Genomic DNA, 22,383 nt, shown 5'->3' with positions numbered 1-22,383 from the left:
ACAGCTTGAAAAAGTGAGCGACCATGAACCATTCCCTTTCCCCGAAGGCCCTACCGGCTGCGCGCCGGGTAGCCGATAAAGCCTTCAGCGCCCTCGAGCATTTCCTCCATATCGAAGCGGTCAGCGGCATCGTGCTGATGATCGCGGCAGCCGTTGCCCTGATCTGGGCCAACTCCCCCGCTGCCGACAGCTACCACCACCTCTGGCACCTGCCGCTGAGCATTGGCTTGGGCGATTGGCAGATTTCCCAGTCCCTGCATTTCTGGATCAACGACGGTTTGATGACCGTATTTTTCCTGGTGGTCGGCCTGGAAATTCGCCGCGAAATCCACGAAGGCGCCCTCTCCACCCTCAAGCTCGCCACCCTGCCGATGGGCGCTGCCCTGGGCGGTGTGGTAGTGCCTGCGCTGTTGTACCTGGCCATCAATGGAACACCTGAACTGCGTGCCGGCTGGGCCGTGCCGACCGCCACTGACATCGCCTTTGCCATGGGCGTGCTGGCCTTGCTGGGCAAGTCGATTCCGCCGTCGGTGCGGGTGTTCTTGCTGGCATTGGCAATCATCGATGACATTGCCGCGGTGCTGATCATCGCCCTGTTCTACTCCGGCGGCCTCGACCCGATGGGCTTTGTGATCGCCGGCGCCGGCATCCTGTTGGTGCTCGCCTTTCAGCAGATCGGTATCGGTTCAGCCTATGCCTATGTAGTGCCGGGCGCGTTGCTGTGGTTCGGCCTGTTGAAAACCGGCGCGCACCCGACCCTGGCCGGTGTGGTGCTGGGCTTGATGACTCCGGTGTTCTCCCGCGCCAGCCTGGAAAGCCCACTGGAAATCGCCCGCCGCGCGGTGAACGATGTGGTTGAGCGCATCAATGGCAATGCCACCCACCTGGTGCAACCGGTGAAGGAGCTGCGCGAAGCCCAACGTGATTTGCTGCCGCCGGTGGTGCGCGTGCAAGCCGCGCTGCATCCCTGGGTGGCGTATGGCGTGATGCCGCTGTTTGCCCTGGCCAATGCCGGGGTGAGTCTGGGTGGTGTTGATCTGGGTGATTCGAGCTCACTGACAGTGATGCTCGGCGTGCTGCTGGCGTTGGTACTGGGCAAGCCAATTGGCGTGATGCTCAGCACCTGGCTGTTGGTACGTCTTGGTTGGTGCACGCTGCCTGAGGGCATGAACTGGTCGTGGGTGGCCTTGATCGGTTGCCTGGCCGGCATCGGTTTTACCATGTCGATCTTTATCGCCTCGCTAGCCTTCAGCGATGCCGGCTTGCTCAGTGCTGCCAAGCTGGGCGTGCTGCTGGCTTCGGCGATTGCTGCGACAGTCGGGCTGGCGATTGGCGCCTTGGTGGTTCGCCGGGCGCGAGCTCGCGGCTGAGCCCATCGCGGCTGAAGCGGATCACCGCCTCAGCCGCACCTGGCCTCAACCCAAACGCATCGACAATTCCACATCCTCGGCAAACGCCGTCGACAGATAACCACCGCCTACTGCCCGTACTTTCTGCAGGTACTCCGGGCTGAAATCGGCGTTGTCAGCGATGATCAATGCCCCCGGCCGCAAACGGCTTTCCACCAGGGCAAGAATTTCCGGATACAGCGCCTTGGCGCCATCCAGCAAGAGCAGATCGATGCGCTCGGGCAAATCTACCGCCAGCGTCTGCAATGCGTCGCCCTGGCGAATCTCCACCAGATCCAGCAGCTCGCCTTCGGCCAGATGGACGCGCGCCTTGGCGACTTTCGACGCTTCGAATTCGCTGGTGATCAGGCGTCCACCACCGTTGTCCCGCAGGGCAGCGGCCAGGTGCAGGGTGGAAATACCGAACGAGGTGCCGAACTCGACAATGTTCTGTGCCCGGTTGCTGCGCGCGAGCATGTACAAGAGCGTGCCGGTGGCCGGCGACACCGCCAGGGGCAGGTCTTTCAGGCGGCCGTAAAAGGCCTGGTACTCGGTTTTGCTGTGCATCAGGCGCTGCAATTCGCCTTCGCCAAAGCTGGCGAACACCGGGCTGCTGCGGTCCTCGGCGGCGCTGAACAAACGCTGCAAAAGGCCGGCAACCGGTTGGCTGGTGAGGGTATTCATGGGGGACTCCAAAATCGCTGTTTGAACGCTTGATTGCGCCGCACTAGAATGCGATCAATTCGTCGCCTTTTACTATTCGCATTGCCCGAGCGCCCCATGACCGAACGCCAAAGCCCGCGGATTTCCTCGCGTAAACAGCCCCAGCAAGCCCGCTCTACCGAACTGGTTACGACCATTTTGCAGGCCGCTACTCAGGTTTTGGCCAAGGAAGGCGCCGCCCGTTTTACCACCGCGCGGGTGGCTGAACGGGCTGGCGTCAGCATCGGTTCGCTGTACCAGTACTTCCCCAACAAGGCCGCCATCCTGTTTCGTTTGCAGCGCGATGAATGGCAGCAGACCACCGACCTGCTCGGGCAGATTCTGGGCGATCGCGCGCAGCCGCCATTGCAGCGAGTCCACACCCTGGTGCACGCCTTTATTCAGTCGGAATGTGATGAGGCCGAAATGCGCGTGGCACTGAATGACGCCGCCCCGCTGTACCGTGACGCGCCCGAAGCGCAGGAGATAAAGGCGGCGGCCGAACAGACCATGCGCACCTTTATGCAGGAGGTATTGCCGGCGGCCAACGACGCAGAGCGCGACCTGGCCGGGCAATTGATCACCGACACCATGAGCTGCGTGGGCAAACAGTTCTCTGAAAGCCCACGCACCTCGGCCGAGGTAAAAGCCTATGCCGAGGCCATGGCGACGATGTTTTGCAGCTACCTGGCGACGGTTTAGAACGCCAGTTGGTACGAGGTCGCTACCCAGAAATTAGGCATCTCGCTCTGGGTGGTGCCGTTGAGCATCAGCGACAGCTTGCCTGGGCCAACATTGCCTTCCACGCCCGCACCGGCTTTCAGCCAGTCGTTGGTCACGTCTTCACCCGGCAGGTTGAAGCTGAACAGGCCTTCGACCTGACCATTCACACCGGCGCTGTGGTTTTCGAAACGGTGCGCGGCTTCCAGGTTGGTGACGAAGTTGTAGCCCGGCGCGAATGGCAGCGGCGTTTCAGTGTTGAAGCCCAGACGTGCTTCGGTGTTGCTGTCGGTACGGCCGTCGAAGTGCGCGGGAATGCCGCCGCCCTTTTCGGTGTAGCTGTCCAGGTGGCTGTTGCTGTAGCTCAGGTCGACATAGGGGCTGACGCCGGTGTTCGCCAGGGTAACGGCGTTCTGCCAGTCCAGGCGGGTGCGCAGGCCCCAGGTCTGGGTGTCGGGGCTGGCTTTGGAGGAGTCCAGTTCGCTGAAGTTGATATAGCCGCGTTGGATCTCGGCTTCGCCCCAGTGACCGAACGCGCCCACGGTGGCGTACACGCCGTGGTCTTCCAGCACGGGGATGATGCTTTCCAGCATCAGGTATTGGCCGTCGGCTTTCACATCGCCGTCGTTGACCAGGTTCTGCCGCGCCCAGGTTTGCCCGATGGAGACGTTGAACTGGGCAAAGCCAAGGTTATGGCCCACGCCCACTTCGGCCATGCCGGTGGAGCCTTCGCGGTTGCCGTGGTCGTCACGGCCCCAGTCGCCGGCTACCCAGAAGGTTTTCTGCCCAGGTGCGACCAGACGATCCAACGGGCGACTGTGGGCGCCGTTGATCATCAGGTTGAGGTTGTTATTGATCGAGTTAACGCCGGCGGAGGTGGATTGCAGGCTTTCGGCAACGGAATCCAAGGTAACCAGTTGATTAACGAAGGCGTAATACCAAGACTGGATACTGGTGCTGCAGCCGACTTGGCAGTCGAGGACAGAACCGTTTTGGAAGTATTTGATAAACGGATAACCACTGCCCTCGCCATAGGCGAACAGGATGCCCGTGTTCAAGATTCCGTCGCCATAATTGCCTGCCGTAGAGGTCACCAGACCCGATAACGCCGATGCGAGCGAGGCGTTCCCCCACCAGGGTTGCGTTCTGAACACGGCCGCCGATGTGGTGTAGTTGGTGTAGAACGACGAAATGGAATAGGTACTGCCGCCATAACTGACCACCACGGTCGGTCGGTCAACGGGCACGGCCTGCGCCGAGGTCATATGAGCCAAGCAAATACCGGCAAACACGCTGCTTGAAAGCGCTCTTTTGAAACGACGCATGTAATCCCCTAATGGAAGTCGTGCAGGGCTTATCAAGTTGCCCTGTCAGTTGGCGGCGCGGAGACTATCACTTAATGGCTTATAGCCACCAGAATGAACAGACAAACTTTTAATTGCCGATATAAAGCGTCAAAAATAGAGCCGCCAATAAACTAACGAAACGTTTAACGTGCAAAGAAAGGTGCAACTAAGCGCACTCTTTTAACGATAAGAAGCTAACTTCGCCTGCCACGCCGAATCCTTGACCAAGGCGTCCAGCGCCTGATTCAACTGTGGCAATAACGCCTTGTAGCGGGTGGGTACCAGCAGGTGGCGGCGATAGACATACAACGCCGGTTGGGCCACGACTATCTGCTCGACCAACTCGGGTTGCTGCCGCGTCAGAAAGGCCAACGTGCGCTCGCCAACCACCGTGGCATCGATCCAGCCGCGGCGCAGTCGTTCCAGATTGGTGCTCTCGCTGACACTGTCTTCGCGGCTGACCTTGCCCGCCAGCAGCGTCTCCCCCAGCTCCGGATACTGATGCCCGGTCACCAGACCCAGCCGATGACCGGCCAGGGTCTGCAGGCTGAGCCGACTGCCTTCGCCTTGCGCCCGCGAGACCAGCACATTGGCGTCATCGAGAAACGCCTGGGAGAAGGTGTAATGCGGCGACTGGGCAAACCAGCCGGTGCTGACGCCGACCACCAGACCGTCCAGTTGGTCGTTGGCCAACAGTCGATCCAGGCGGCGGCGCGGCAAATCACGCACAGAAAAATGGTAGGCCGGCAGCAGCTCTTCGAGGCGTTGCGCCAAGTCGAAATACAGCCCCTGCTGGGCGTCGAAATTCACCACATAGGGTGGCTGCTGCTGATAGGTGAACAGCGTGATGTCTTCGGCGGCCTGGACGGCAGCCATCTGGCAAAGCCAGACCAGACCCCATAACAACGCTCTCACCCTGTCACTCCTTAACGCCACACCGATGCTGTCTGACTATAGAGCATCGGTGGGCTGGGGCACTCAGGGCCAGGCTGTGACAAAGTCGTCGATGGCCAGATCCTGCGGCGTGCGCAGTTCGCGCTCCGGGGTACCGAGGTAGAGGAAAGCGATAATCTGCTCGTTGCTGGCCAGGCCCAGCCCTTTGGCCACACGGGCGTTATACGACAGATCGCCGGTGCGCCAGACCGCGCCTATGCCTTGCGCATGGGCGGCGAGCAAGATGCCGTGGGCGGCGCAGCCGGCGGCGAGCACTTGTTCCTGGGTCGGCACTTTCGGATTCTCTTCGACCCGCGCAATCACCACCACCAGCAACGGCGCGCGCAGCGGCATGGCCAACGCCTTGGCCAAAGCTTCCGGGGTAGCGTCCGCACCCAGGGCAGAAGCGAACAGCTCGCCCAACTGATTGCGGTCACGACCTTCTACAGTGAGGAAACGCCACGGGCGCATCTGGCCGTGGTCCGGCGCGCGCAGGGCGGCGCGAAACAGCACCTGGCGTTGCAATTGATCGGGGGCCGGCTCGGTCAGACGAGGCGCGGAAACACGGTTGAGCAGAGCGTCAAGCGCATCCATGAGGAACATCTCCTGAATAAGTACAGCGGGCATTCTAGTGGGGGAAACGGAAAATAGCCGGGTGGATTTAAGCCCGCCGCCCTGCTCGCTACCCACCGGCTCGGGCACAACGCAGAAACCACGCGCTTTGCCGCACCTGATGTCGCTAGAATGTGCGCCTGTCCCCTCCAGAGCCTGTCTGCATGGTCTCACCGACGCTGCGCACCATTGGTTTCATCATCGGCATTTTCCTTATCACCCTGGCCATCAGCATGGTGGTGCCGGTGGTAACCCTGCTGATCTTCAATCGCGCGGCAGAGATCAACACCTTCCTCTGGTCCAGCCTGATCACCTTTCTCGCTGGCCTGGCGCTGGTGTTGCCGGGCAAACCCGAGCATGTGCACCTGCGCCCACGGGACATGTACATGCTCACCGTCAGCAGCTGGATTGCGGTGTGCATTTTCGCCGCCCTGCCGTTTCTGCTGACCCAGCACATCAGCTACACCGACTCGTTTTTTGAAAGCATGTCCGGCATCACCGCCACCGGGGCCACAGTGCTCAGTGGGCTCGATACCATGTCGCCGGGCATCCTTATCTGGCGCTCGCTGCTGCACTGGCTTGGCGGTATCGGCTTTATCGGGATGGCGGTGGCGATCCTGCCGCTGCTGCGTATCGGCGGCATGCGCCTGTTCCAGACCGAGTCCTCGGACCGCTCCGAAAAAGTCATGCCGCGCTCGCACATGGTGGCCAAGTACATCGCCCTGGCGTACACCGGCATCACCGTGATCGGCACCGTGGCGTTCTGGCTGGCGGGTATGAGCCTGTTCGATGCGATCAACCACGCCATGTCGGCGATCTCCACTGGCGGTTTTTCCACCTCGGATATGTCGCTCGCGCATTGGACTCAGCCAGCCGTGCACTGGGTGGCGGTGGTGTTGATGATCCTCGGCAGCCTGCCGTTCGCCTTGTATGTGGCGACCTTGCGTGGCAACCGCAAAGCGCTGCTGCGCGATGAACAGGTGCGCGGTTTTATGGGGTTGCTGCTGGCTACCTGGCTGGTGATGACCCTCTGGTATTGGCTGACCACTGACCTGCCCTGGTACGACGCGCTGCGTCATGTGGCGGTGAACGTCACTTCGGTGATCACCACCACCGGCTTCGCCCTGGGCGACTACAGCCTGTGGGGCAACTTTTCGCTGATGATCTTTTTCTACCTGGGTTTTATCGGCGGCTGCTCGGGCTCGACTGCAGGTGGCATCAAGATTTTCCGCTTCCAGGTCGCCTACATTCTGCTGCGCGCCAACCTGCACCAACTGATTCACCCACGTGCGGTGATCAAGCAGAACTACAACGGCCACCGCCTCGACGAAGATGTGGTGCGCTCGATTCTGACTTTCTCGTTTTTCTTCACCATCACCATCTGCATCATGGCCCTGGGCCTGTCGCTGATGGGCCTGGACTGGATCACCGCGCTGACCGGCGCTGCCAGTACGGTTTCAGGCGTGGGCCCAGGGCTGGGTGAAGTGATCGGCCCAGCGGGCAACTTTGCCAGCTTGCCGGACGGCGCCAAGTGGCTGCTGTCGTTCGGCATGCTGCTGGGGCGCTTGGAAATCATCACCGTGCTGGTGTTGTTTATGCCCGCGTTCTGGCGGCACTAAGGTCAAAGGCTCGCGGCTAAAGCCCCTCCCACAGGGAACCACGATCCCCAGTGGGAGGGGCTTTAGCCGCGATGTTTTTGCCCGCTCACATCTGTGCGCGGTACTCGCCTGGGGTGCTATCGAACCAACGGCGAAACGCGCGGAAGAAGTTGCTCGGGTCGGCAAAGCCCAGCAGGTAGGCAATCTCCAATAAGGTCAGTTCAGGCTGGGCCAGGTACTGCACCGCCAGCTCGCGGCGGGTGTCGTCCAGCAATTGCTGAAAGCTGGTGCCTTCTTCCTGCAAGCGCCGCTGCAGGGTGCGCTGCGACAGGTGCAGGGCCTGGGCCACAGTGTCGCGTTTGGGTTCGCCCTGGGGCAGCAAGCGGCACAGCAGTTGGCGGGCCTGATGGGTCATGCGGCTTTCGGAAAAACGCGCCAGGTATTCACCGGCAAAACGATCATGCAACTGCGCCAGTGCCGGGTTGGCGCTGGGGATCGGCGCATCCAGATCGGCACGTTCGAAAACCAGTGCGTAGTGGTCGGTATTGAACTGCAGCGGCGCCTGGAACACCTGCTGATAGGGCTGCAGATCGGCCGGCGGCTCGCCCTGAAAACACACCTTGAGCGGGCGCAATTCCTTGCCGGTGATCCAACGGCAGAACGCCAGGGTGTAAGCCAGCGAGGCCTCGGCACTTTGCCGCGCGGGAATCAGGCGGTCTCCGTGAATCGCCAGGGTCAGCGCATACCCCTCAGGCAACGGGCGGAAATTAAGGTCAGCGCCCTCGGCAATAATCCGCTGGAAACGCACCAAACGGGTAAACGCCTCCTTCAGGGTGCGGCTGGACATGCACGCATAACCCACCACATGAAACGACGCCGGGCGCACCACCTTGGCCAGGTTCAGACCAATCGCCGGGTTACCGGACAACTGCACCGCCCGGCCCCAGACGCGGGTCATGCCGTCCTGCGAAAAACGTGCGTCCGGGTCGGACAACGCCGCGTAATCCAGCCCCAGCTCGGTAAACAGCTGACGGCAATCGACCCCGCCCATCTCCAACCCATTGACGATGGCCAGGACCCAACTTGAAGAAGTCGTACGTTCGCTCATGCAAGAGTTCTTGTTTTAGTCACGGGAGTCCGCGCAACGGCGGAACGAGCGCAAGGATACTAAAGTGGCGCTGATTGTCACTGGCCCACGAAGACACTCGTCCTACACTCAGTACACCGTGCCCCTACAACGTCTTTATAAAAACAGGAGGTGTGCCATGAGCACGCAAGCCGCCGAACGTTTTACCAGCTTTGCCCAGTTCTACCCCTATTACCTGCAAGAGCACAGCAACCCGGTGTGCCGCCGTCTGCATTACGTGGGCAGCCTGCTGGTGCTGAGCATTCTCGGTTACGCCCTGTTCACCCAACACTGGCTGTGGCTGCTGGCGATGCCGCTGGCCGGTTATGGTTTTGCCTGGGTCGGCCATTTCATTTTCGAGAAGAACCGCCCCGCTACCTTTGATTACCCGCTGTACAGCCTCGCCGGCGACTGGGTGATGCTCAAGGACGCCTTCACCGGCCGAATTCCCTTTTAACGCGCCTGATCTTCGGTCATGCGGCGCTGAAATCGGGATTCGAAAATGCCATTGGCTACAGCCAACTGCGCTTTTCTCACCCGCTTTCGCCTTGCCTGACCTTCGCTCAGACGCGTTAACGAGCTGCTTTGTCATCAAAGAACAAAAACAAATAATCCCGGAGACCCCTGATGAACGCTCACGCCCGTTTTACCCATATGAAAGATGGCACTGCTGAAGACTGGGCGATCATTGCCCAGGACTTTATGGCCTTCGCCAAGCAACTGCCCGACCGCATCATGACCCACCTGAAATTGCTCGATGGCGACTTCGGTGGTTTTCCCGTGGACCGCCTGACCCACTCCCTGCAAACCGCCACCCGCGCCCACCGCGACGGCCGTGACGAGGAATATGTGGTGTGCGCGCTGTTGCATGACATCGGCGACACCCTGGCCACCTTCAACCACCCTGACATCGCTGCCGCCATGCTCAAGCCGTTTGTCAGCGAAGAAAATCACTGGATGGTGGAGAAACACGGGATCTTCCAGGGTTACTACTTCTTCCATCACTTGGGCATGGACCGGCTGCTGCGCGAGCAATTCAAGGACCACCCGCAATACCTGCCAACCATCGAGTTCTGCGCCAAGTACGATGCCGCGGCTTTCGATCCCGAATACGAGCACCTGCCGCTGGAGTATTTCGAGCCGATGCTGCGTCGGGTTTTCGCTCAGCCGAAAAACTCGGTGTACAAGGCCGCTACCGAGCAGGCCATATAGAGGCACATAGCCACCACTCAACCGCCGGAGCCCCTGGTTCCGGCCTTTCAGCGGGTCCGCTTGGCGCTCGAACTTTTGCTGGTTATGATCGCCCACCAATCAAAAGCATGGCCTCTGTTTTGCAGAGAGCGAAGGCGTCCTACAGAGACGTCAGAAAACCAGCAGGGATCGTGTCAACGCCATGAAGTCAGTCAGTATCGAGCGCTCGATCGACCTACCATCTTTACCGCTGCGTGAGTATTACTCACGGGTGCTGGCCTATATCGCGATGGCCGCCAGCATCGCCGCGGGCACGTTTGTGCAGTATTTCGGCTACAACGTCCTCTGGATGGTGCCGTATGCCCTGCTCTACCCCCACCTTGCTCATCACCTGAGCCAACGCTTCAAACAAGATCATCCGCAACAGACCAATCTGGTTCTGCTGTTTATCGATGCGCTGCATAGCGGTGCGGCGATCGCCTTGCTCGGCTTCTCCGTGGTGCCGAGCCTGATGTTTGTCCTGACCCTGGTGTTCAGCGCCCTGATCATCGGCGGCCTGCGCTATCTGGGTCTGTCGCTGTTGATTCTGGTCAGCGGCACGGTGTTGACCAGCGTGGTGATTCAGCCAGAGCTCAAGGCCACCACGCCGACCCTGGTATCGCTGGTCAGTGTCGTGTTCAGCACCCTGTATATCTGCATCACCGCTTATTTCGTGCACCAACAGGGTTTACGTCTGGATATCGCCCGCAACGAAATCAAGCGCGAGCAGGAAAAAGCCGCCCGCCTGGCGCGTAACCTGGCCAAGTACCTATCGCCGCAGGTGTGGGAATCGATCTTCAGCGGCAAGAAAAGCGTGCGCCTGGAAACCCAGCGCAAGAAGCTGACGGTGTTCTTCTCGGATATCAAAGGTTTTACCGAGCTATCCGAAGAGCTGGAAGCCGAAGCCCTCACCGACCTGCTCAACACCTACCTCAACGAGATGTCGAAGATCACCCTGAAATACGGTGGCACCATCGACAAGTTCATTGGTGACTGCGTGATGGTGTTCTTCGGTGACCCTGCCAGCCAGGGCGCCAAGAAAGATGCGGTGAATGCGGTGTCGATGGCCATTGCCATGCGCAAACACATGAAGGTGCTGCGTCAGCAATGGCGCGCCCAGGGCATCACCAAGCCGTTGGAAATCCGCATGGGCCTGAACACCGGCTACTGCACTGTGGGCAACTTCGGCGCCGATACGCGTATGGACTACACCATCATCGGCCGCGACGTGAACCTCGCCAGCCGCCTGGAAAGCGCCGCCGAGTCAGGCGAGATCCTGATCTCCCACGAAACCTACTCGCTGGTCAAAGACGTGATCATGTGCCGCGACAAGGGCCAAATCACCGTCAAGGGCTTCACCCGCCCGGTGCAGATCTACCAAGTGGTGGACTTCCGCCGCGACCTCGGCGCCGCCTCCAGTTACGTCGAACACGAACTGCCGGGCTTCTCCATGTACCTGGATACCAACGGCATCCAGAACTACGACAAAGAGCGCGTGATTCAGGCGCTGAACCTGGCGGCGGAGAAGTTGCGCGATAAGGTGATTGTGTAGGTTGGGTTGAGCACCGCGAAGCCCAACGTTACGCAACTTCCGGCCTAGCCACTGCGATCCAACTGAGCGTTTACCACTGTCCTGTTTGATAAAGATGCTGGGGCGAACGTCTTCGTATCGTTGGGCTTCGCCGGAGGCTCAACCCAACCTACGTGACGACCTCTACCAAGGCGTCTATCACGTCCCCATCCAGCAACGGCTGCTGCGCCAGAAACTCCAGAGCCGACACCCGCCACGACTGCTTCGCCGCCGCCTGCGCACAACGCTGACGATCCAGGCTCAACGCCGCCAGGCAGGCGCTACGCAGGTCTTCGTCCATCACCCCACTCACGCCTTGCTCCAGCACGTCCAGCGGCCCGGCCACCGGGAATGCCGCCACCGGCGTACCGCAAGCCAGCGCTTCGAGCATCACCAAGCCATAGGTGTCGGTACGCGAGGGAAACACCAGCACGCTGGCCTCGGCGTAGGCGTGCGCCAACGCCTGACCATGCTGGTAGCCGAGAAAACGCACCTGCGGATAACGCGTTTCCAGCTCGGCCCGTTGCGGGCCATCGCCGATTACGTGTTTTTCGCCGGGCAAATCCAGGCGCAGAAACGCGTCGAGATTTTTCTCCGGCGCTATCCGCCCCACATAGAGAAACACCAGGCGCCCCGGCATGTGCGCTGCGGCCTTAAAGCGGCTGAGGTCAACGCCCTTGCGCCACAAGCTCAGGCGTTGCAGGCCCCAGCCGTGAAACTCGGCGCGTAGGCGCTCGGTGGTCACCAGCACGGCCTGGCTGGGCTTATGGAAATGACGCAGGTAGGCGTAACCCCAGGCCAGCGGAATACGCGGAAAACGCGTGTGCACGTATTCAGGGAAACGTGTGTGAATGGCGCTGGAAAATGCCAGGCCGCGCTTGCTCAGCCAACGCCTGGCGCTCCAGCCCAACGGCCCTTCTGTGGCCAGGTGGACACAGTCGGGGCGGAAGTCGCGAATGGCCGCACCGACATTCCAGACATCCCACACCAGCGGGATTTCCGCGTACGTCGGGCATGGCACATGGCGAAAGTCGGTTGGCGACAGCAGCTTGACCAGATGGCCGAGGCCACGCAGCTCCGCGATCAAGGCCTGCAGGCTGGTGACCACGCCATTGACCTGCGGCGACCAGGCATCGCTGACGATCAAAATCCTCATACGACGGTTTCGCGCGCGCTGGCGCTGACTGCCTCGCTGGCCATCGCCACGCCAACCGCCGCACCGGCCACGGCTGCCGCTGCCCGCTCCTGCTCGGCGATCTGCGCTTGGCGTACCTGATCATCAGCCAAGCGATAGAGCTCGATGCTGCCGTCCAGGTGCTCGATCAAGGCGGTGCAGCTTTCCACCCAGTCGCCGCAGTTCATGTATTCCACCTCGCCCATCTGACGAATTTCGGCGTGGTGGATATGGCCGCAGATCACGCCGTTGAAACCGCGTTTGGTGCACTCGTGGGCGATGGCTTCTTCGAAGTCGCTGATGAAGTTCACCGCCGATTTGACCTTGTGCTTGAGGTACGCCGACAGCGACCAGTAGCCATAGCCGTACTTTCGCCGCCAATGGTTCAGCCAGCGGTTGAGGGTCAGGGTGAATTCGTAGGCCGAGTCGCCGAGGAAGGCCAGCCAGCGGTGGTAGCGGGTGATCACGTCGAACTGGTCGCCGTGCACCACCAGCAGACGACGGCCGTCGGCGGTGATGTGTTCGGCTTCGTCGACCAGTTGGATATTGCCCAGAATCAGTTTGGAGTAGCGACGCAGAAACTCGTCGTGGTTGCCGGTGACATACACCACCTCGGTGCCGCGCTTGCTCATAGTCAGCAACCGGCGAATCACGTTGGTGTGTGCCTGCGGCCAGAAAATGCCGCTGCGCAGGCGCCAGCCGTCGATGATGTCGCCTACCAGGTAGACCTTGTCGGCCTGGTAGCGTTTGAGAAACTGCGACAGGTGTTCGGCCTGGCAATCCTTGGTGCCCAAGTGCACGTCGGAAATCCACAGGGTGCGGACACGTTGCTTACGGCTGGGTTTTGCGAGCTGAGCGCTGCTCATGGGGCGGCCTCCGGCAGGGTTTAAACGAGGTTGAGGCCTGCCGGTGACCTGGGTATTACAAGCTCAAGGCAAACTGATGACAGCCTTCCCTGGCGCGCTCGGCCAGGTAAACTGCGGTTCTTCGCCGAGGAACCTGCCATGCACTCGATTCTGTCCCTGCGCCATTACAGTGATGAGCTGATCGCCCATAGCCATGGGCATGCGCAGATCGTCTTTGGCCTGAGCGGCCGTCTGGAGTTTGAAGTGGAGGGCCACGGCAGCCTGTTGCGCGGCCAGCAACTGCTGGTGATTCCCAGCGGCTCGCACCACGCCTGCGAAAGCCGCGAAGGCAGCGACTGCATGGTCTTCGATGTTCCCGACGGCGACTGGCTGCACAGCCGCCTGGGCAGCCACGCGGAAAATGGCCAACGCCTGCTCGACAGCCCGCAAATCCTTAGCCTTGCCAGCTCTCAACAGCAGTTGCTGAGCTGGCTGGTGAACAGCCCGATCGACGACCCGGTGATTGCTGGGCAAGGCGCCGCGCTGTTGTTGGCCAGCCTGGCCAGCACGCCGGCCACACAGACCGAGCGCAACGAGCTGCCACTGGCCAGCCTCGACCGCTATATCGACCAACATGCCGCCCACCCGTTGCAGGTGCTCGACCTGGCGCGCCTCAGCGGCCTGTCGGCGGCGCGCTTCCATGCGCGGTTTCAGCAGCAGACCGGGCAAACGCCGATGGACTATGTGCGCAACCGCCGCCTGCAGCTGGCCATGCAACTGCTGCGCGACACTGGATTACCGGTCGGCGAGGTTGCCCAGCGTGTCGGCTACAGCTCGCAGAGCGCCTTCACCGCTGCCCTCGCCCGCCACTTCGGCACCACCCCGCGACAACTGCGTGCCCAGCACTGAGCAAGAGCCTGGCGACAATTGCCGCGAGTTCCGCGACAGACAGTTCACAGCCGCACTCCTTACACTGCAGCGATCTTCCAGCAGCCCTGAGGAACGGCATGGACACCATTGAATGGCAGGACTTTGAACGGGTTGAACTACGCGTCGGTACCATCATCAGCGCCGAGCCCAACGTCAAAGCGCGCAAGCCGGCCTATGTGCTGCAGGTCGATCTGGGCGAGTTCGGAGTAAAAACCTCCAGCGCGCAGATCACCGCGCACTACAGCGCCGAAAGCCTGGTGGGCAAACAGGTGTTGTGCGTGTGCAACTTCGCAGCGAAATCCATTGCCGGGGTGCGTTCCGAAGTGTTGGTGACCGGGGTGTACGACGATGAAAATCGGGTAGTCTTGGCCAGCTTCGAGCATCCGTTGCCCAATGGCTCCCGCCTGGCCTGACACTAATCTCGTAGGAGCGGCTTTAGCCGCGATGCTTGTGATCTTTCTGTTTGCAGGGATCGCGGCTAAAGCCGCTCCTACAGAAACGGACCCCTCTTAAGGACATCCATGAACCACCGCTCCGCCCTTACCGCTCTGCATTGCGGTGCCCTGATGTTTGGCTTCACTGGCGTGCTGGGCAAACTCGCCACCACGTCACCGAGCATGATCGTGTTCGGCCGCGCGCTGTTTGCGGTGTTGGCCCTGGCGGTATTCGCCAAGCTGATTGCGCGTATTCCGTGGCAACGCTTGCGTGCCAATGACTGGGGGCGTTTGGCCCTCGGTGGCGTGTTGTTAGCCGGGCATTGGGTGAGCTTTTTCATCTCGGTGAAGGTCGCAGGCGTGGCCATCGCCACCTTGGGTTTCACCAGTTTTCCGGCGCTGACGGTGATTCTCGAAGGGCTGATTTTTCGCGAGCGCATTCGCCGCAATGAGATCGTGCTGGTGTGCCTGGTCAGCATCGGTCTGGTGCTGGTGACCCCGGAGTTCAACCTGGCCAGTGGCGCCACGGCCGGCCTGCTCTGGGGCGTACTGTCGGGCTTGCTGTTCGCCTTGCTGTCGCTGGTCAACCGCGCCGGTTCCGGCAAAGTCGGGCCGGTGCAATCGGCGCTGTGTCAGAACCTGGTGGTGGGCCTGTGCCTGCTGCCGTTTGCGGCGCCGGAGCTGGCCAGCGTGTCGGCGCTGAACTGGCTCTGGATTGCCTTGCTCGGGGTGTTCTGCACCGGGGTGGCCCACAGTCTGTTCGTGGCCAGCCTGGACGTGCTCAAGGCGCGCACCGCTGCCGTGGTGTTTGCCTTGGAGCCGGTGTACGGCATCACCTTCGCCTGGCTGATTTTCTCGGAAACCCCGACCGTACGAATGATGGCGGGCGGCGCGCTGATCATCTTCGCGATCTTTCTGTCGGCGCGTATGGGCGATGGCAAACCGGTGGAACCGGTCGACGCCCAGACCGCCCAACCCTGACGGCAAGGCCAATGTAGCAACGGGTTTACACAGGCTTTACCCAGGCCTGACACCCACCCTCAAGCGGCACTTCGATAATGGCTACGGGCTGCACACCGCGCCCTGTAGACCACCTGGAGTACCGATATGACCGCTTCACTGCCACGCGCTGGCGTCGCCCTGTTATTGGCCCTGCTCACCCTGCCAGCCCTCGCCGGCCCTCCCGGTGGCGGCCCTGGTGGCCCTGGCCCCGGCTGGGGTGGACCAGGTCCGGGCCACGGTCATGGCCTGCCGGATTTCTCCCGCGAAGTGTGGATTGGCAGCGCCTTGTATTTCCTCGCCGCCGGCAGCTACTACATGTGGAATGCCGACCGTAAGGAATACGTGGTGGTGCAGGCGCCGCAAACCGTCGCCAGCGTGCCGCCCACCAGCTATGACGTGATCGCCTACCCAGCGCGCGGCCAGACCGCCGACCAGCAAGCCCGCGACCGCTACGAATGCCACAGCTGGGCCGTCAGCCAGAGCGGCTTCGACCCGGCTAGCGCCACCGCCGCGCCGGCGCAGAGTGCAGCTGACTACTACCGGCGCGCGCTCGGTGCGTGCCTGAACGGGCGCGGTTACAGCATCAACTGATCACTCCGCCGAGAGCGTGGCCCGGTCGTTATGACCGAGGTCGCGCTGCGGGTCGATCACATCACGCACCCGCTGCTTCAACACCTTGGCCTCCGGGAAACCCCCATCGGCCTTGCGCTCCCAGATCTGCACACCGTCGCAGGTCACCACAAACACCCCGCCAGTACCCGGCTGCAGGCTGACCTTGCCGAGGTCATCACTGAAGGTCGACAACAGCTCCTGGGCCAGCCAGGCGGCGCGCAGCAGCCACTGGCACTGGGTGCAATAGGTGATGACGACTTCTGGTTTGTTGGCAGTCATGGCGGAACCCAATTCAGCGGATGAAAAAAGCCCGCACGTTGCGGGCTTTGGTGTGGATGCTAGCCGTCAAGCGATCTTGGCCAAGAGCTTGCTCGCCTCGCGCTTCTGCTCCTCGTCGCCCTCGTTGATCAATTCATTGAGGATGTCGCAGGCGCTTTCCAGGTGGCCTTGTTCGATATAGGCCAGGGCCTGGTTGAACTTGGCCAGGTTGTCGCGCCGCGCTTCCAGGTGATCGAGGTCGCCCAGTGGCTCGCCCTCTTCCACAACGCTCTGGCTCAGGTAGGCCTCGTCATCCAGGCCTTCGCCGAACCAGCCCTCGTCGTGGGTTTCTTCCACCAGCATCGAGGTGCCAGTGAACGGACTGCCGAGGTCGCTGGCCCTGCCCAAGCCAGCGTCGGCCGGGGCGCTGTCGTTGCTGGCTTTCTGCGCCGCTTCGGCCTTGTTGCGGGCGTTGGCGGAGAACGGGCTGATCAGGTCCCAGTCGGGGTCCAGGGAGAAGTCGTCGAGGTTGAACTGGTCGTCCTCGGCGGCCGGCTGACTGGCCAATGGCTGGGCATCGTCGAGCACCAAAACGGCATCATCGAGCACATCGGTTTCCGGCAGTTCGAGATCCAGCACTTCAGCCTGCTCGCCCGCGAACAGGTCAGGGTGACGGGCTTTGAGTTGGCTGATGGCGCTGTCCGGGTAACCGGCGTCTAGGAGAATTTCTTCTTCACGCTGGAAGCCACGGGCATCGCCCAACTGCGCCAGTACTTCCAACAGACGGAAACGGATATCGCTGCGTTGCGGCTCGGCGTCGAGGGCTCGACGCAGGCTGCCAGCCGCTTCACTGAAACGGCCGTAGGCGATGTAGATATTGGCGCCTTCAAGGGTATCGGTGGGGCTGGCCGGACGCGGCTCGGCCACCACTATCGGTGCGCGCGGCGCGCTGACAACCGGGGCAATCTCAACCGCTGGGGTCACGATGTCGTCCAGCTCGAAGGTGTCTTCCTCGGTGACCACAGCGGCCACCGGCGCACCCGGAGCAAAGGATTGCGACGGTGGCTCTTCGCGGGTCCGGCGCCACAACAACAGGCCGATCAACCCGGCCACCAGCAAGCCCAGCAGGCCCCAGATGGCACCGAACCAGTTGCTGTCGTCCGCCGGGGCGTTGGCTGCGGGAACAGCGGCCGTGCTGTCGCTGGCCTGCGGCGTATTGGCCGGCGCAGGCGTTGGCTGTCTCGCGAGCTCGGCGCGCAGGTCGGCGATCTGCTGGTCTTTGCTGGCGGATTGCTCCATCAGTTGCTGCACCTGAACCTCCAGATTGGCCAGCGACTGTTGCAGCTTGGTGTTCTCATCAGCGTTCTGCGCCAACTCGGTATCCAGACGGCGCTGCATCTGCGCGATCATCTCGGCCTGGGTATCCAACGGCGCCGGCAGTGGCGGCGCCTCGTCATCGACCACGCTGAGGGTCGCCGGCGGCTCGGCGTCGGCGGCTGTCGCAGGTTTAGCGATGCCGGGAGCGGCATCCGGCAGCAACAGGTTGGCGCCGCTTTGCAGGCGACTCATGTCATTGCCACCGAAGGCTTGCGGATTGAGGGTGTGAATATCCGCCATCAATTGCTCTTGCGAGGCGGTGCTGCCTTGCGCACGCAAACGTGCGGCGATATTCCACAGGCTGTCGCCAGTGGTCACTTGATAGTGTTTGCCGAGTTTTGCCGGCGGTGCCACGCGCGGCTTGGCAGGGGTAGCCGGCGCTGCGGCGGTTTTCTTGCTGCTGGTAGTCGCCCCGCTGCTCGCCGGAACGGCGGCAACGCTGTTGTAGGCCGAGGCATTGGGCGGATCGAGCAGCAAGGTGTATTCGCGGTACAGCTGGCCATTGGGCCGTGCCAGCTCGACGATAAAGTTCAGGTACGGCTCGCGCACCGGTTTGCTCGATACCACGCGGATCACGCTTTTGCCGCCGCGCAGTAACGGGGTAAAACGCAGGTCGCTGAGGAAGATGATGCGGTCAACGCCGGAGCGGGCGTACACAGCGTCGGAAGCCAGACGCACCTTCATATCAGAAGCACTGAGGTCGCCGACCTCCAGCAGTTCGATGTCCGCTTCCAGCGGCTGATTGAGGGCCGAATGCAAGGTTATGTCGCCCAACCCCAATGCCGACGCCATCCCCGAATACAAAACTGAGCCAGAGGCCAAGCCAAGCAACAACTGTCGAACCTGCACCATCGACGCCTCCCGGAAGTACCGCTCCATGTTCACACCACAGCGCAAAGGATCACGCAGTTCCAGATTTGTGGCGCTAACAAAAGGTTTAGCAAAAGACTGAATTCGGGAGAAACATCCGTGTAGGCCCGAGCCTAAAGAGTATGGTCACGATTCTAAATTTGTGACGCAGTTATCCAGGCATATGGCCATGATACGCAAAAGAAGGGAAAAACAGTCAAATAAATGGCAAATAAAATATGGACTTAGGTGACCTGAGACGAAGGTGTCAAAAAGCTTACAAAGTTATTAATAGAAGATGGGGACCCGGCATCAGGCCTGCCCCCACAGTAGACGGGACTTAACGTTTTTCCAGGTTGTCGAGAATGCGCGCGTGGATTAACTGACAGCGGCGAATTTCTTCTTCATCGATACCATCGAACAACTCCAGACGCAGTTGATTGGAGATCGCTTCGATCTGTTCAATCAATGGCCGCGCCGAATCGCTCAAGCAGATCTTCTTCGCCCGGCGGTCTTCCACCACCGCCTGGCGACTGACCAGGCCCTGAGCTTCCAGGCTGTCGAGCAAGCGCGCCAGGGTTGGCCCCTCGACGCCGACGCTTTGCGCCAGCTCGCGCTGGGTGGGCAATTCATCGCGAAAGCGGTTCAGGTGCAACAGCACCAACCAACGCGCCTGGGAAAGCCCCAAGCCAGCGAGACGACGGTCCAGCTCGGCACGCCAGGAACGCGACAGTTGGGCCAGTTGCATACCGAAACGGTGTTGATCTGTGTGGGGCATAAAGGACTCGTGATCACAGCTAAAACTAATAATTAGCCAGCTAACCATAACCTCGAGCAAAGTGGAAGACATTGAGTTGTAAGACTTAGTACGTTCGTAGCAGAGAAAAACCCCCGATCACCACTTCACATATTGGTCTTCGACAAAACCCCAGAGGTCCTCGATGGCGACTACCGGCCTGCCGTGCGGCCGCAATTCGCCGCGGAACTGTCCGAAAATCTGTTTGAAGTTACTGGCGATAAATCCGAGGTTCAGCCGCTCTTTGTGCAGCCCGCGTGCTTCGAACTGCAGGTCAACCTGGCCATCGAACGACTGAATCCGCCAGGGCGCCATTTCGTTATCGCGGTCGTAACTGAAGCGCACGGTATCGACCTTGATCAGCTCGCCATCCAGCCAGAAGCAGTTCTCGGTGAAGCTGGTTTCGTTAACCCCGCAAGACAGATTCAGCCCCACCCGCAACTCGCCGGCCTGGCCCGACAGGCAGGCCCAGTTCCAGAAGGTTTCCGGACGCATATAGCCAGCCGACCAATCGTGGTGGGCAAAGGCGTCGATGCTGGCCAGGTCGAAGGTGCCCAGGGAACTCTGCACACTGCCCTCGCAGCGCACCCCGGCGACCTTTTGCGCATAGACCCAGCCATTGGTGGCGGTCGGCGTATTCAGGCACATCGGCTGAAACGCCGGACTCTGTTCGTTGAAATGGGCGTTGATACGGGTGCCGTCATCCAGCTCCACCCATAGGCGTTTTTCGCTGCCGTGGTTTTCCAGGCGCAGCAGGTTTTTGCCGCTGTGCAATTCGCACACGCCATTGTTGGGGTGTTGGGAAAACTGGCTGCCGATGCCCAGCGGCAATTTGAACTGGCGCTCGATCATGCGCCCGCTGGCTGGGTGAAACAGGTAGACAAAGCCGATGCCGGCCAGGCTCAGGTTGGCCAGAGCACAGCCGCCGATCAACTGGTCGCTGATCAAGCCGAAATATTGGAACTGGTGAAAACGTCGCCACTTGGCCAAGGCACCGAGCGGACGGCCCATGGGCGAGCGGAAGTCGAAGTCGCGGTAGTTAACCTCGCCGACAGCCTGGGGAAAAATGCCGAAATGCGGCTGGCCATTAGCCTGAATCAGACGCTCCATTACTGCTGCACTCCCCGGAAATATCCGAGGATGCTAGCACCGGGTCGCCGCGGCGGGAGTCACGATCAGCGCCACCCGGGCGACATAATCGGCCAGGTGGCACGCTCAGCAGCGAAGGCTGAGCGGCAACAGTTCGCGCTTAACGTCTGCGCCGTTGCGCAGCCAGGCGGCGTTGCTGTTCCTCGGTTGGAATCGGGATGGGTTGCAGGCGGGTATAGCCCAACAGTACGGACAGTTTCCAGGCCAAAGTGCGCAGCCAGATTTTCATCGTTTGTTCCTCTCTAAACAGCGAGTGGGCGGTCGCTTGCTACAGGCTATATGCGGCCGTCTCCTCGGAACTCAAGCCCTAGACAGTCACGTCGGCTTACCACGAAGGTCATGCTCTCTTGAGAATCAGCCTACCTTGAATTAAGCGTAGCCCCAAAAAGAGCGGTTCCGTTTGATCTGTGGCAACGTCACGTTACTCCGGCGCAACCCGCGAATTAGCGCAAGCTGCACGCTGAGAGTGGCATCAACCCCAACGCCGCGCCACTTTCCGTCACAGGTTGCCCAGTGAAAAATAGGGATTAGCCGATGTACGGTATGTCCTACACACTCAGTAGACTTAACTGACGACCACATCAACCAGGATAACCATGAGCGCCACCGCCACTGCCAGCGCCCCCGCGCTCAAGGAAATCTTCAACCGCGACCGCCTGCGCCATATCGCCGAGCATACCCAAGCGGTGTACCCGGCCTTCGCCAGCAAACGCTTTTTGACCCTGGCCAGTGCCGGATTGGATGAGCTGTCGGTGATGCAGCGCCTGGCGCGGGTCAGCGAAAGCCTGCACGCCACCCTGCCGGCCGACCTGGTCAGCGCCCTGGCGATTCTGCAGGACCTGGCGCCGCGGCTGAACAGCGGCTTTGTCAGCATGTGCTTGCCGCACTACGTCGCCAGCTATGGCCGCGACGACCTTGAGCTGTCGCTGCTGGCGCTGAAGTTTTTCACAACGTTTGGCTCTTCAGAGTTCGCCATTCGCCATTTCCTCGTGCAGGACCAGGACCGCACCCTGGCGCAGATGCGTGAATGGGCCACTGACGACAATGAGCATGTGCGTCGCCTGGCCAGCGAAGGCAGCCGGCCGCGACTGCCCTGGTCCTTTCGCCTGCCGCAGCTGCAAGGGGAGCCCGAGCTGGCCTGGCCGATACTCGAAGCGCTAAACGACGACCCCAGCCTGTATGTGCGCAAGTCGGTGGCCAACCACCTCAATGACATCAGCAAAGACCACCCTGACTGGCTGCTGGAACGCCTGGAAAACTGGCCGCAGGACAACCCGCGCACCAGCTGGATTATCCGCCATGGCTTGCGCAGCCTGATCAAACAAGGTGACCGTCGTGCATTGGCGTTGCTCGGGGCTGGCGAGCCGGCAGAAGTGGAATTGACGGCGTTGCAGGTCAGCCCGGCAAAGGTGCGCCTGGGCCAGAGCATGACCCTGTCCTTCACCCTCAAATCCACCCGCAACACCCCGCAACGGCTGGTGGTGGATTACGCCATCGACTACGTCAAAGCCTCGGGCAAGGTGGCCCGCAAGGTGTTCAAACTGAAAACCCTCGACCTCGCACCCGGCGCCTTGGTGGTGCTGTCACGCAGCCAACAGATTCGCGAACTGACCACGCGCAAGCACTACTACGGGCACCACGCGGTGCATGTGTTGGTGAATGGCGAGCGGTTGGATAGCAGCGGGTTTGATTTGATTCCATAAAAACTCAACGGCTGTTCACCCCTCTCCCC

At 61.0% G+C, this 22,383-nt stretch carries 22 protein-coding genes and 1 pseudogene; 11 read left to right on the top strand and 12 right to left on the bottom strand.

Annotation, left to right across the window (positions count from 1 at the left end; all coding sequences use genetic code 11):
- Positions 1 to 23: 23 nt before the first annotated feature.
- Positions 24 to 1,370 carry a Na+/H+ antiporter NhaA gene (gene nhaA / locus C8K61_RS03425; RefSeq protein WP_108094758.1) on the top strand — a complete coding sequence of 449 codons (1,347 nt, stop codon included), beginning with the start codon at positions 24 to 26 and terminating at the stop codon, positions 1,368 to 1,370.
- 45 nt (positions 1,371 to 1,415) lie between these two features.
- Here nhaA and C8K61_RS03420 read toward each other — a convergent pair whose 3' ends face one another.
- Positions 1,416 to 2,072, bottom strand: coding sequence for an O-methyltransferase (locus tag C8K61_RS03420; protein ID WP_108094757.1), 657 nt, complete (start codon positions 2,070 to 2,072; stop codon positions 1,416 to 1,418).
- 96 nt (positions 2,073 to 2,168) lie between these two features.
- On the opposite strand from C8K61_RS03420, the gene C8K61_RS03415 reads away from it, so the two are divergent.
- Positions 2,169 to 2,792, top strand: a complete 624-nt coding sequence (locus tag C8K61_RS03415) for a TetR family transcriptional regulator (protein WP_108094756.1) — start codon at positions 2,169 to 2,171, stop codon at positions 2,790 to 2,792.
- On the opposite strand, the gene C8K61_RS03410 is transcribed toward C8K61_RS03415, so the two are convergent.
- From C8K61_RS03410 to C8K61_RS03400, 3 genes are all read right to left on the bottom strand, one after another.
- The gene (locus C8K61_RS03410) at positions 2,789 to 4,057 is read right to left on the bottom strand and encodes an autotransporter outer membrane beta-barrel domain-containing protein (protein WP_158272495.1); all 1,269 of its coding nucleotides are present in this window, start codon (positions 4,055 to 4,057) and stop codon (positions 2,789 to 2,791) included. The two genes, C8K61_RS03415 and C8K61_RS03410, sit on opposite strands and share 4 nt — an antisense overlap.
- Positions 4,058 to 4,336: 279 nt before the next feature.
- Positions 4,337 to 5,032, bottom strand: a complete 696-nt coding sequence (locus C8K61_RS03405; protein WP_108094754.1) for an ABC transporter substrate-binding protein — start codon at positions 5,030 to 5,032, stop codon at positions 4,337 to 4,339.
- 102 nt (positions 5,033 to 5,134) lie between these two features.
- A complete protein-coding gene (locus tag C8K61_RS03400) occupies positions 5,135 to 5,683 on the bottom strand; it encodes a nitroreductase family protein (RefSeq protein ID WP_108094753.1) in 549 nt (182 codons plus the stop codon).
- A 182-nt stretch (positions 5,684 to 5,865) separates the two neighbouring features.
- Here C8K61_RS03400 and C8K61_RS03395 point away from each other — a divergent pair, with 182 nt between their 5' ends.
- Positions 5,866 to 7,320, top strand: coding sequence for a TrkH family potassium uptake protein (locus C8K61_RS03395; protein ID WP_108094752.1), 1,455 nt, complete (start codon positions 5,866 to 5,868; stop codon positions 7,318 to 7,320).
- 85 nt (positions 7,321 to 7,405) lie between these two features.
- Here the strand turns inward: C8K61_RS03395 and C8K61_RS03390 are convergent, their stop codons facing one another.
- Complete coding sequence (locus tag C8K61_RS03390; protein WP_108094751.1) at positions 7,406 to 8,407, bottom strand: AraC family transcriptional regulator; 1,002 nt, start codon at positions 8,405 to 8,407, stop codon at positions 7,406 to 7,408.
- Between the two features lie 157 nt (positions 8,408 to 8,564).
- Between C8K61_RS03390 and C8K61_RS03385 the strand changes: the two genes are divergently transcribed.
- The 3 genes from C8K61_RS03385 (at position 8,565) to C8K61_RS03375 (ending at position 11,207) form a co-directional block, all read left to right on the top strand.
- Positions 8,565 to 8,882, top strand: a complete 318-nt coding sequence (locus tag C8K61_RS03385) for an Mpo1-like protein (RefSeq protein WP_108094750.1) — start codon at positions 8,565 to 8,567, stop codon at positions 8,880 to 8,882.
- A 170-nt stretch (positions 8,883 to 9,052) separates the two neighbouring features.
- On the top strand, positions 9,053 to 9,637 hold the full coding sequence (locus tag C8K61_RS03380; RefSeq protein ID WP_108094749.1) for an HD domain-containing protein: 585 nt from the start codon (positions 9,053 to 9,055) through the stop codon (positions 9,635 to 9,637).
- Positions 9,638 to 9,818: 181 nt separating this feature from the next.
- Positions 9,819 to 11,207 carry an adenylate/guanylate cyclase domain-containing protein gene (locus C8K61_RS03375; protein WP_108094748.1) on the top strand — a complete coding sequence of 463 codons (1,389 nt, stop codon included), beginning with the start codon at positions 9,819 to 9,821 and terminating at the stop codon, positions 11,205 to 11,207.
- A 148-nt stretch (positions 11,208 to 11,355) separates the two neighbouring features.
- On the opposite strand, the gene C8K61_RS03370 is transcribed toward C8K61_RS03375, so the two are convergent.
- Together C8K61_RS03370 and C8K61_RS03365 are read right to left on the bottom strand one after the other, a co-directional pair.
- Entirely contained in the window at positions 11,356 to 12,381 is a 1,026-nt protein-coding gene (locus C8K61_RS03370; protein WP_108094747.1) for a glycosyltransferase family 1 protein, read from the bottom strand.
- Positions 12,382 to 12,458: 77 nt separating this feature from the next.
- Positions 12,459 to 13,265: pseudogene (locus C8K61_RS03365) on the bottom strand (UDP-2,3-diacylglucosamine diphosphatase); the annotation flags it as partial.
- Between the two features lie 138 nt (positions 13,266 to 13,403).
- Here C8K61_RS03365 and C8K61_RS03360 point away from each other — a divergent pair.
- The 4 genes from C8K61_RS03360 (at position 13,404) to C8K61_RS03345 (ending at position 16,201) form a co-directional block, all read left to right on the top strand.
- Positions 13,404 to 14,153, top strand: coding sequence for an AraC family transcriptional regulator (locus tag C8K61_RS03360; protein ID WP_108094746.1), 750 nt, complete (start codon positions 13,404 to 13,406; stop codon positions 14,151 to 14,153).
- A gap of 98 nt (positions 14,154 to 14,251) precedes the next feature.
- The gene (locus tag C8K61_RS03355; protein WP_108094745.1) at positions 14,252 to 14,587 is read left to right on the top strand and encodes a tRNA-binding protein; all 336 of its coding nucleotides are present in this window, start codon (positions 14,252 to 14,254) and stop codon (positions 14,585 to 14,587) included.
- Positions 14,588 to 14,695: 108 nt separating this feature from the next.
- Positions 14,696 to 15,589 carry a DMT family transporter gene (locus C8K61_RS03350; protein ID WP_108094744.1) on the top strand — a complete coding sequence of 298 codons (894 nt, stop codon included), beginning with the start codon at positions 14,696 to 14,698 and terminating at the stop codon, positions 15,587 to 15,589.
- A gap of 126 nt (positions 15,590 to 15,715) precedes the next feature.
- Complete coding sequence (locus C8K61_RS03345) at positions 15,716 to 16,201, top strand: hypothetical protein (protein ID WP_108094743.1); 486 nt, start codon at positions 15,716 to 15,718, stop codon at positions 16,199 to 16,201.
- Here the strand turns inward: C8K61_RS03345 and C8K61_RS03340 are convergent, their stop codons facing one another.
- From C8K61_RS03340 to C8K61_RS26920, 5 genes are all read right to left on the bottom strand, one after another.
- The gene (locus C8K61_RS03340) at positions 16,202 to 16,501 is read right to left on the bottom strand and encodes a SelT/SelW/SelH family protein (protein WP_108094742.1); all 300 of its coding nucleotides are present in this window, start codon (positions 16,499 to 16,501) and stop codon (positions 16,202 to 16,204) included.
- A gap of 66 nt (positions 16,502 to 16,567) precedes the next feature.
- Positions 16,568 to 18,709, bottom strand: a complete 2,142-nt coding sequence (locus C8K61_RS03335; protein WP_256589354.1) for a FimV/HubP family polar landmark protein — start codon at positions 18,707 to 18,709, stop codon at positions 16,568 to 16,570.
- Positions 18,710 to 19,046: 337 nt separating this feature from the next.
- Positions 19,047 to 19,484 carry a MarR family transcriptional regulator gene (locus tag C8K61_RS03330; protein WP_108094741.1) on the bottom strand — a complete coding sequence of 146 codons (438 nt, stop codon included), beginning with the start codon at positions 19,482 to 19,484 and terminating at the stop codon, positions 19,047 to 19,049.
- A gap of 117 nt (positions 19,485 to 19,601) precedes the next feature.
- Entirely contained in the window at positions 19,602 to 20,612 is a 1,011-nt protein-coding gene (locus C8K61_RS03325) for a DUF2804 domain-containing protein (protein ID WP_108094740.1), read from the bottom strand.
- A 139-nt stretch (positions 20,613 to 20,751) separates the two neighbouring features.
- Positions 20,752 to 20,880, bottom strand: coding sequence for a PA1414 family protein (locus tag C8K61_RS26920; protein ID WP_256589353.1), 129 nt, complete (start codon positions 20,878 to 20,880; stop codon positions 20,752 to 20,754).
- Positions 20,881 to 21,247: 367 nt separating this feature from the next.
- Between C8K61_RS26920 and C8K61_RS03320 the strand changes: the two genes are divergently transcribed.
- The gene (locus C8K61_RS03320; protein ID WP_108094739.1) at positions 21,248 to 22,354 is read left to right on the top strand and encodes a DNA alkylation repair protein; all 1,107 of its coding nucleotides are present in this window, start codon (positions 21,248 to 21,250) and stop codon (positions 22,352 to 22,354) included.
- Positions 22,355 to 22,383: the final 29 nt, after the last annotated feature.

The sequence above is a fragment of the Pseudomonas sp. GV071 genome (assembly GCF_003050835.1).
In the GTDB taxonomy this organism is placed as follows: domain Bacteria; phylum Pseudomonadota; class Gammaproteobacteria; order Pseudomonadales; family Pseudomonadaceae; genus Aquipseudomonas.
The sequence above is the reverse complement of the archived record's forward strand: the minus strand, read 5'-3'. Positions and strand labels throughout refer to the sequence as shown.

Excerpts from the sequence above, each read along its gene's own strand:
- C8K61_RS03340 (WP_108094742.1), bottom strand. The coding sequence starts at position 16,501 with ATGACTGCCAACAAACCAGAAGTCGTCATCACCTATTGCACCCAGTGC.
- C8K61_RS03320 (WP_108094739.1), top strand. The coding sequence starts at position 21,248 with ATGAGCGCCACCGCCACTGCCAGCGCCCCCGCGCTCAAGGAAATCTTC.
- C8K61_RS03380 (WP_108094749.1), top strand. The coding sequence starts at position 9,053 with ATGAACGCTCACGCCCGTTTTACCCATATGAAAGATGGCACTGCTGAA.
- C8K61_RS26920 (WP_256589353.1), bottom strand. The coding sequence starts at position 20,880 with ATGAAAATCTGGCTGCGCACTTTGGCCTGGAAACTGTCCGTACTGTTG.
- C8K61_RS03330 (WP_108094741.1), bottom strand. The coding sequence starts at position 19,484 with ATGCCCCACACAGATCAACACCGTTTCGGTATGCAACTGGCCCAACTG.
- C8K61_RS03385 (WP_108094750.1), top strand. The coding sequence starts at position 8,565 with ATGAGCACGCAAGCCGCCGAACGTTTTACCAGCTTTGCCCAGTTCTAC.
- C8K61_RS03395 (WP_108094752.1), top strand. The coding sequence starts at position 5,866 with ATGGTCTCACCGACGCTGCGCACCATTGGTTTCATCATCGGCATTTTC.
- C8K61_RS03335 (WP_256589354.1), bottom strand. The coding sequence starts at position 18,709 with ATGGTGCAGGTTCGACAGTTGTTGCTTGGCTTGGCCTCTGGCTCAGTT.
- C8K61_RS03415 (WP_108094756.1), top strand. The coding sequence starts at position 2,169 with ATGACCGAACGCCAAAGCCCGCGGATTTCCTCGCGTAAACAGCCCCAG.
- C8K61_RS03370 (WP_108094747.1), bottom strand. The coding sequence starts at position 12,381 with ATGAGGATTTTGATCGTCAGCGATGCCTGGTCGCCGCAGGTCAATGGC.
- C8K61_RS03360 (WP_108094746.1), top strand. The coding sequence starts at position 13,404 with ATGCACTCGATTCTGTCCCTGCGCCATTACAGTGATGAGCTGATCGCC.
- C8K61_RS03355 (WP_108094745.1), top strand. The coding sequence starts at position 14,252 with ATGGACACCATTGAATGGCAGGACTTTGAACGGGTTGAACTACGCGTC.
- C8K61_RS03405 (WP_108094754.1), bottom strand. The coding sequence starts at position 5,032 with ATGGCTGCCGTCCAGGCCGCCGAAGACATCACGCTGTTCACCTATCAG.
- C8K61_RS03420 (WP_108094757.1), bottom strand. The coding sequence starts at position 2,072 with ATGAATACCCTCACCAGCCAACCGGTTGCCGGCCTTTTGCAGCGTTTG.
- C8K61_RS03350 (WP_108094744.1), top strand. The coding sequence starts at position 14,696 with ATGAACCACCGCTCCGCCCTTACCGCTCTGCATTGCGGTGCCCTGATG.
- C8K61_RS03345 (WP_108094743.1), top strand. The coding sequence starts at position 15,716 with ATGACCGCTTCACTGCCACGCGCTGGCGTCGCCCTGTTATTGGCCCTG.
- C8K61_RS03400 (WP_108094753.1), bottom strand. The coding sequence starts at position 5,683 with ATGGATGCGCTTGACGCTCTGCTCAACCGTGTTTCCGCGCCTCGTCTG.
- nhaA (WP_108094758.1), top strand. The coding sequence starts at position 24 with ATGAACCATTCCCTTTCCCCGAAGGCCCTACCGGCTGCGCGCCGGGTA.
- C8K61_RS03390 (WP_108094751.1), bottom strand. The coding sequence starts at position 8,407 with ATGAGCGAACGTACGACTTCTTCAAGTTGGGTCCTGGCCATCGTCAAT.
- C8K61_RS03375 (WP_108094748.1), top strand. The coding sequence starts at position 9,819 with ATGAAGTCAGTCAGTATCGAGCGCTCGATCGACCTACCATCTTTACCG.
- C8K61_RS03325 (WP_108094740.1), bottom strand. The coding sequence starts at position 20,612 with ATGGAGCGTCTGATTCAGGCTAATGGCCAGCCGCATTTCGGCATTTTT.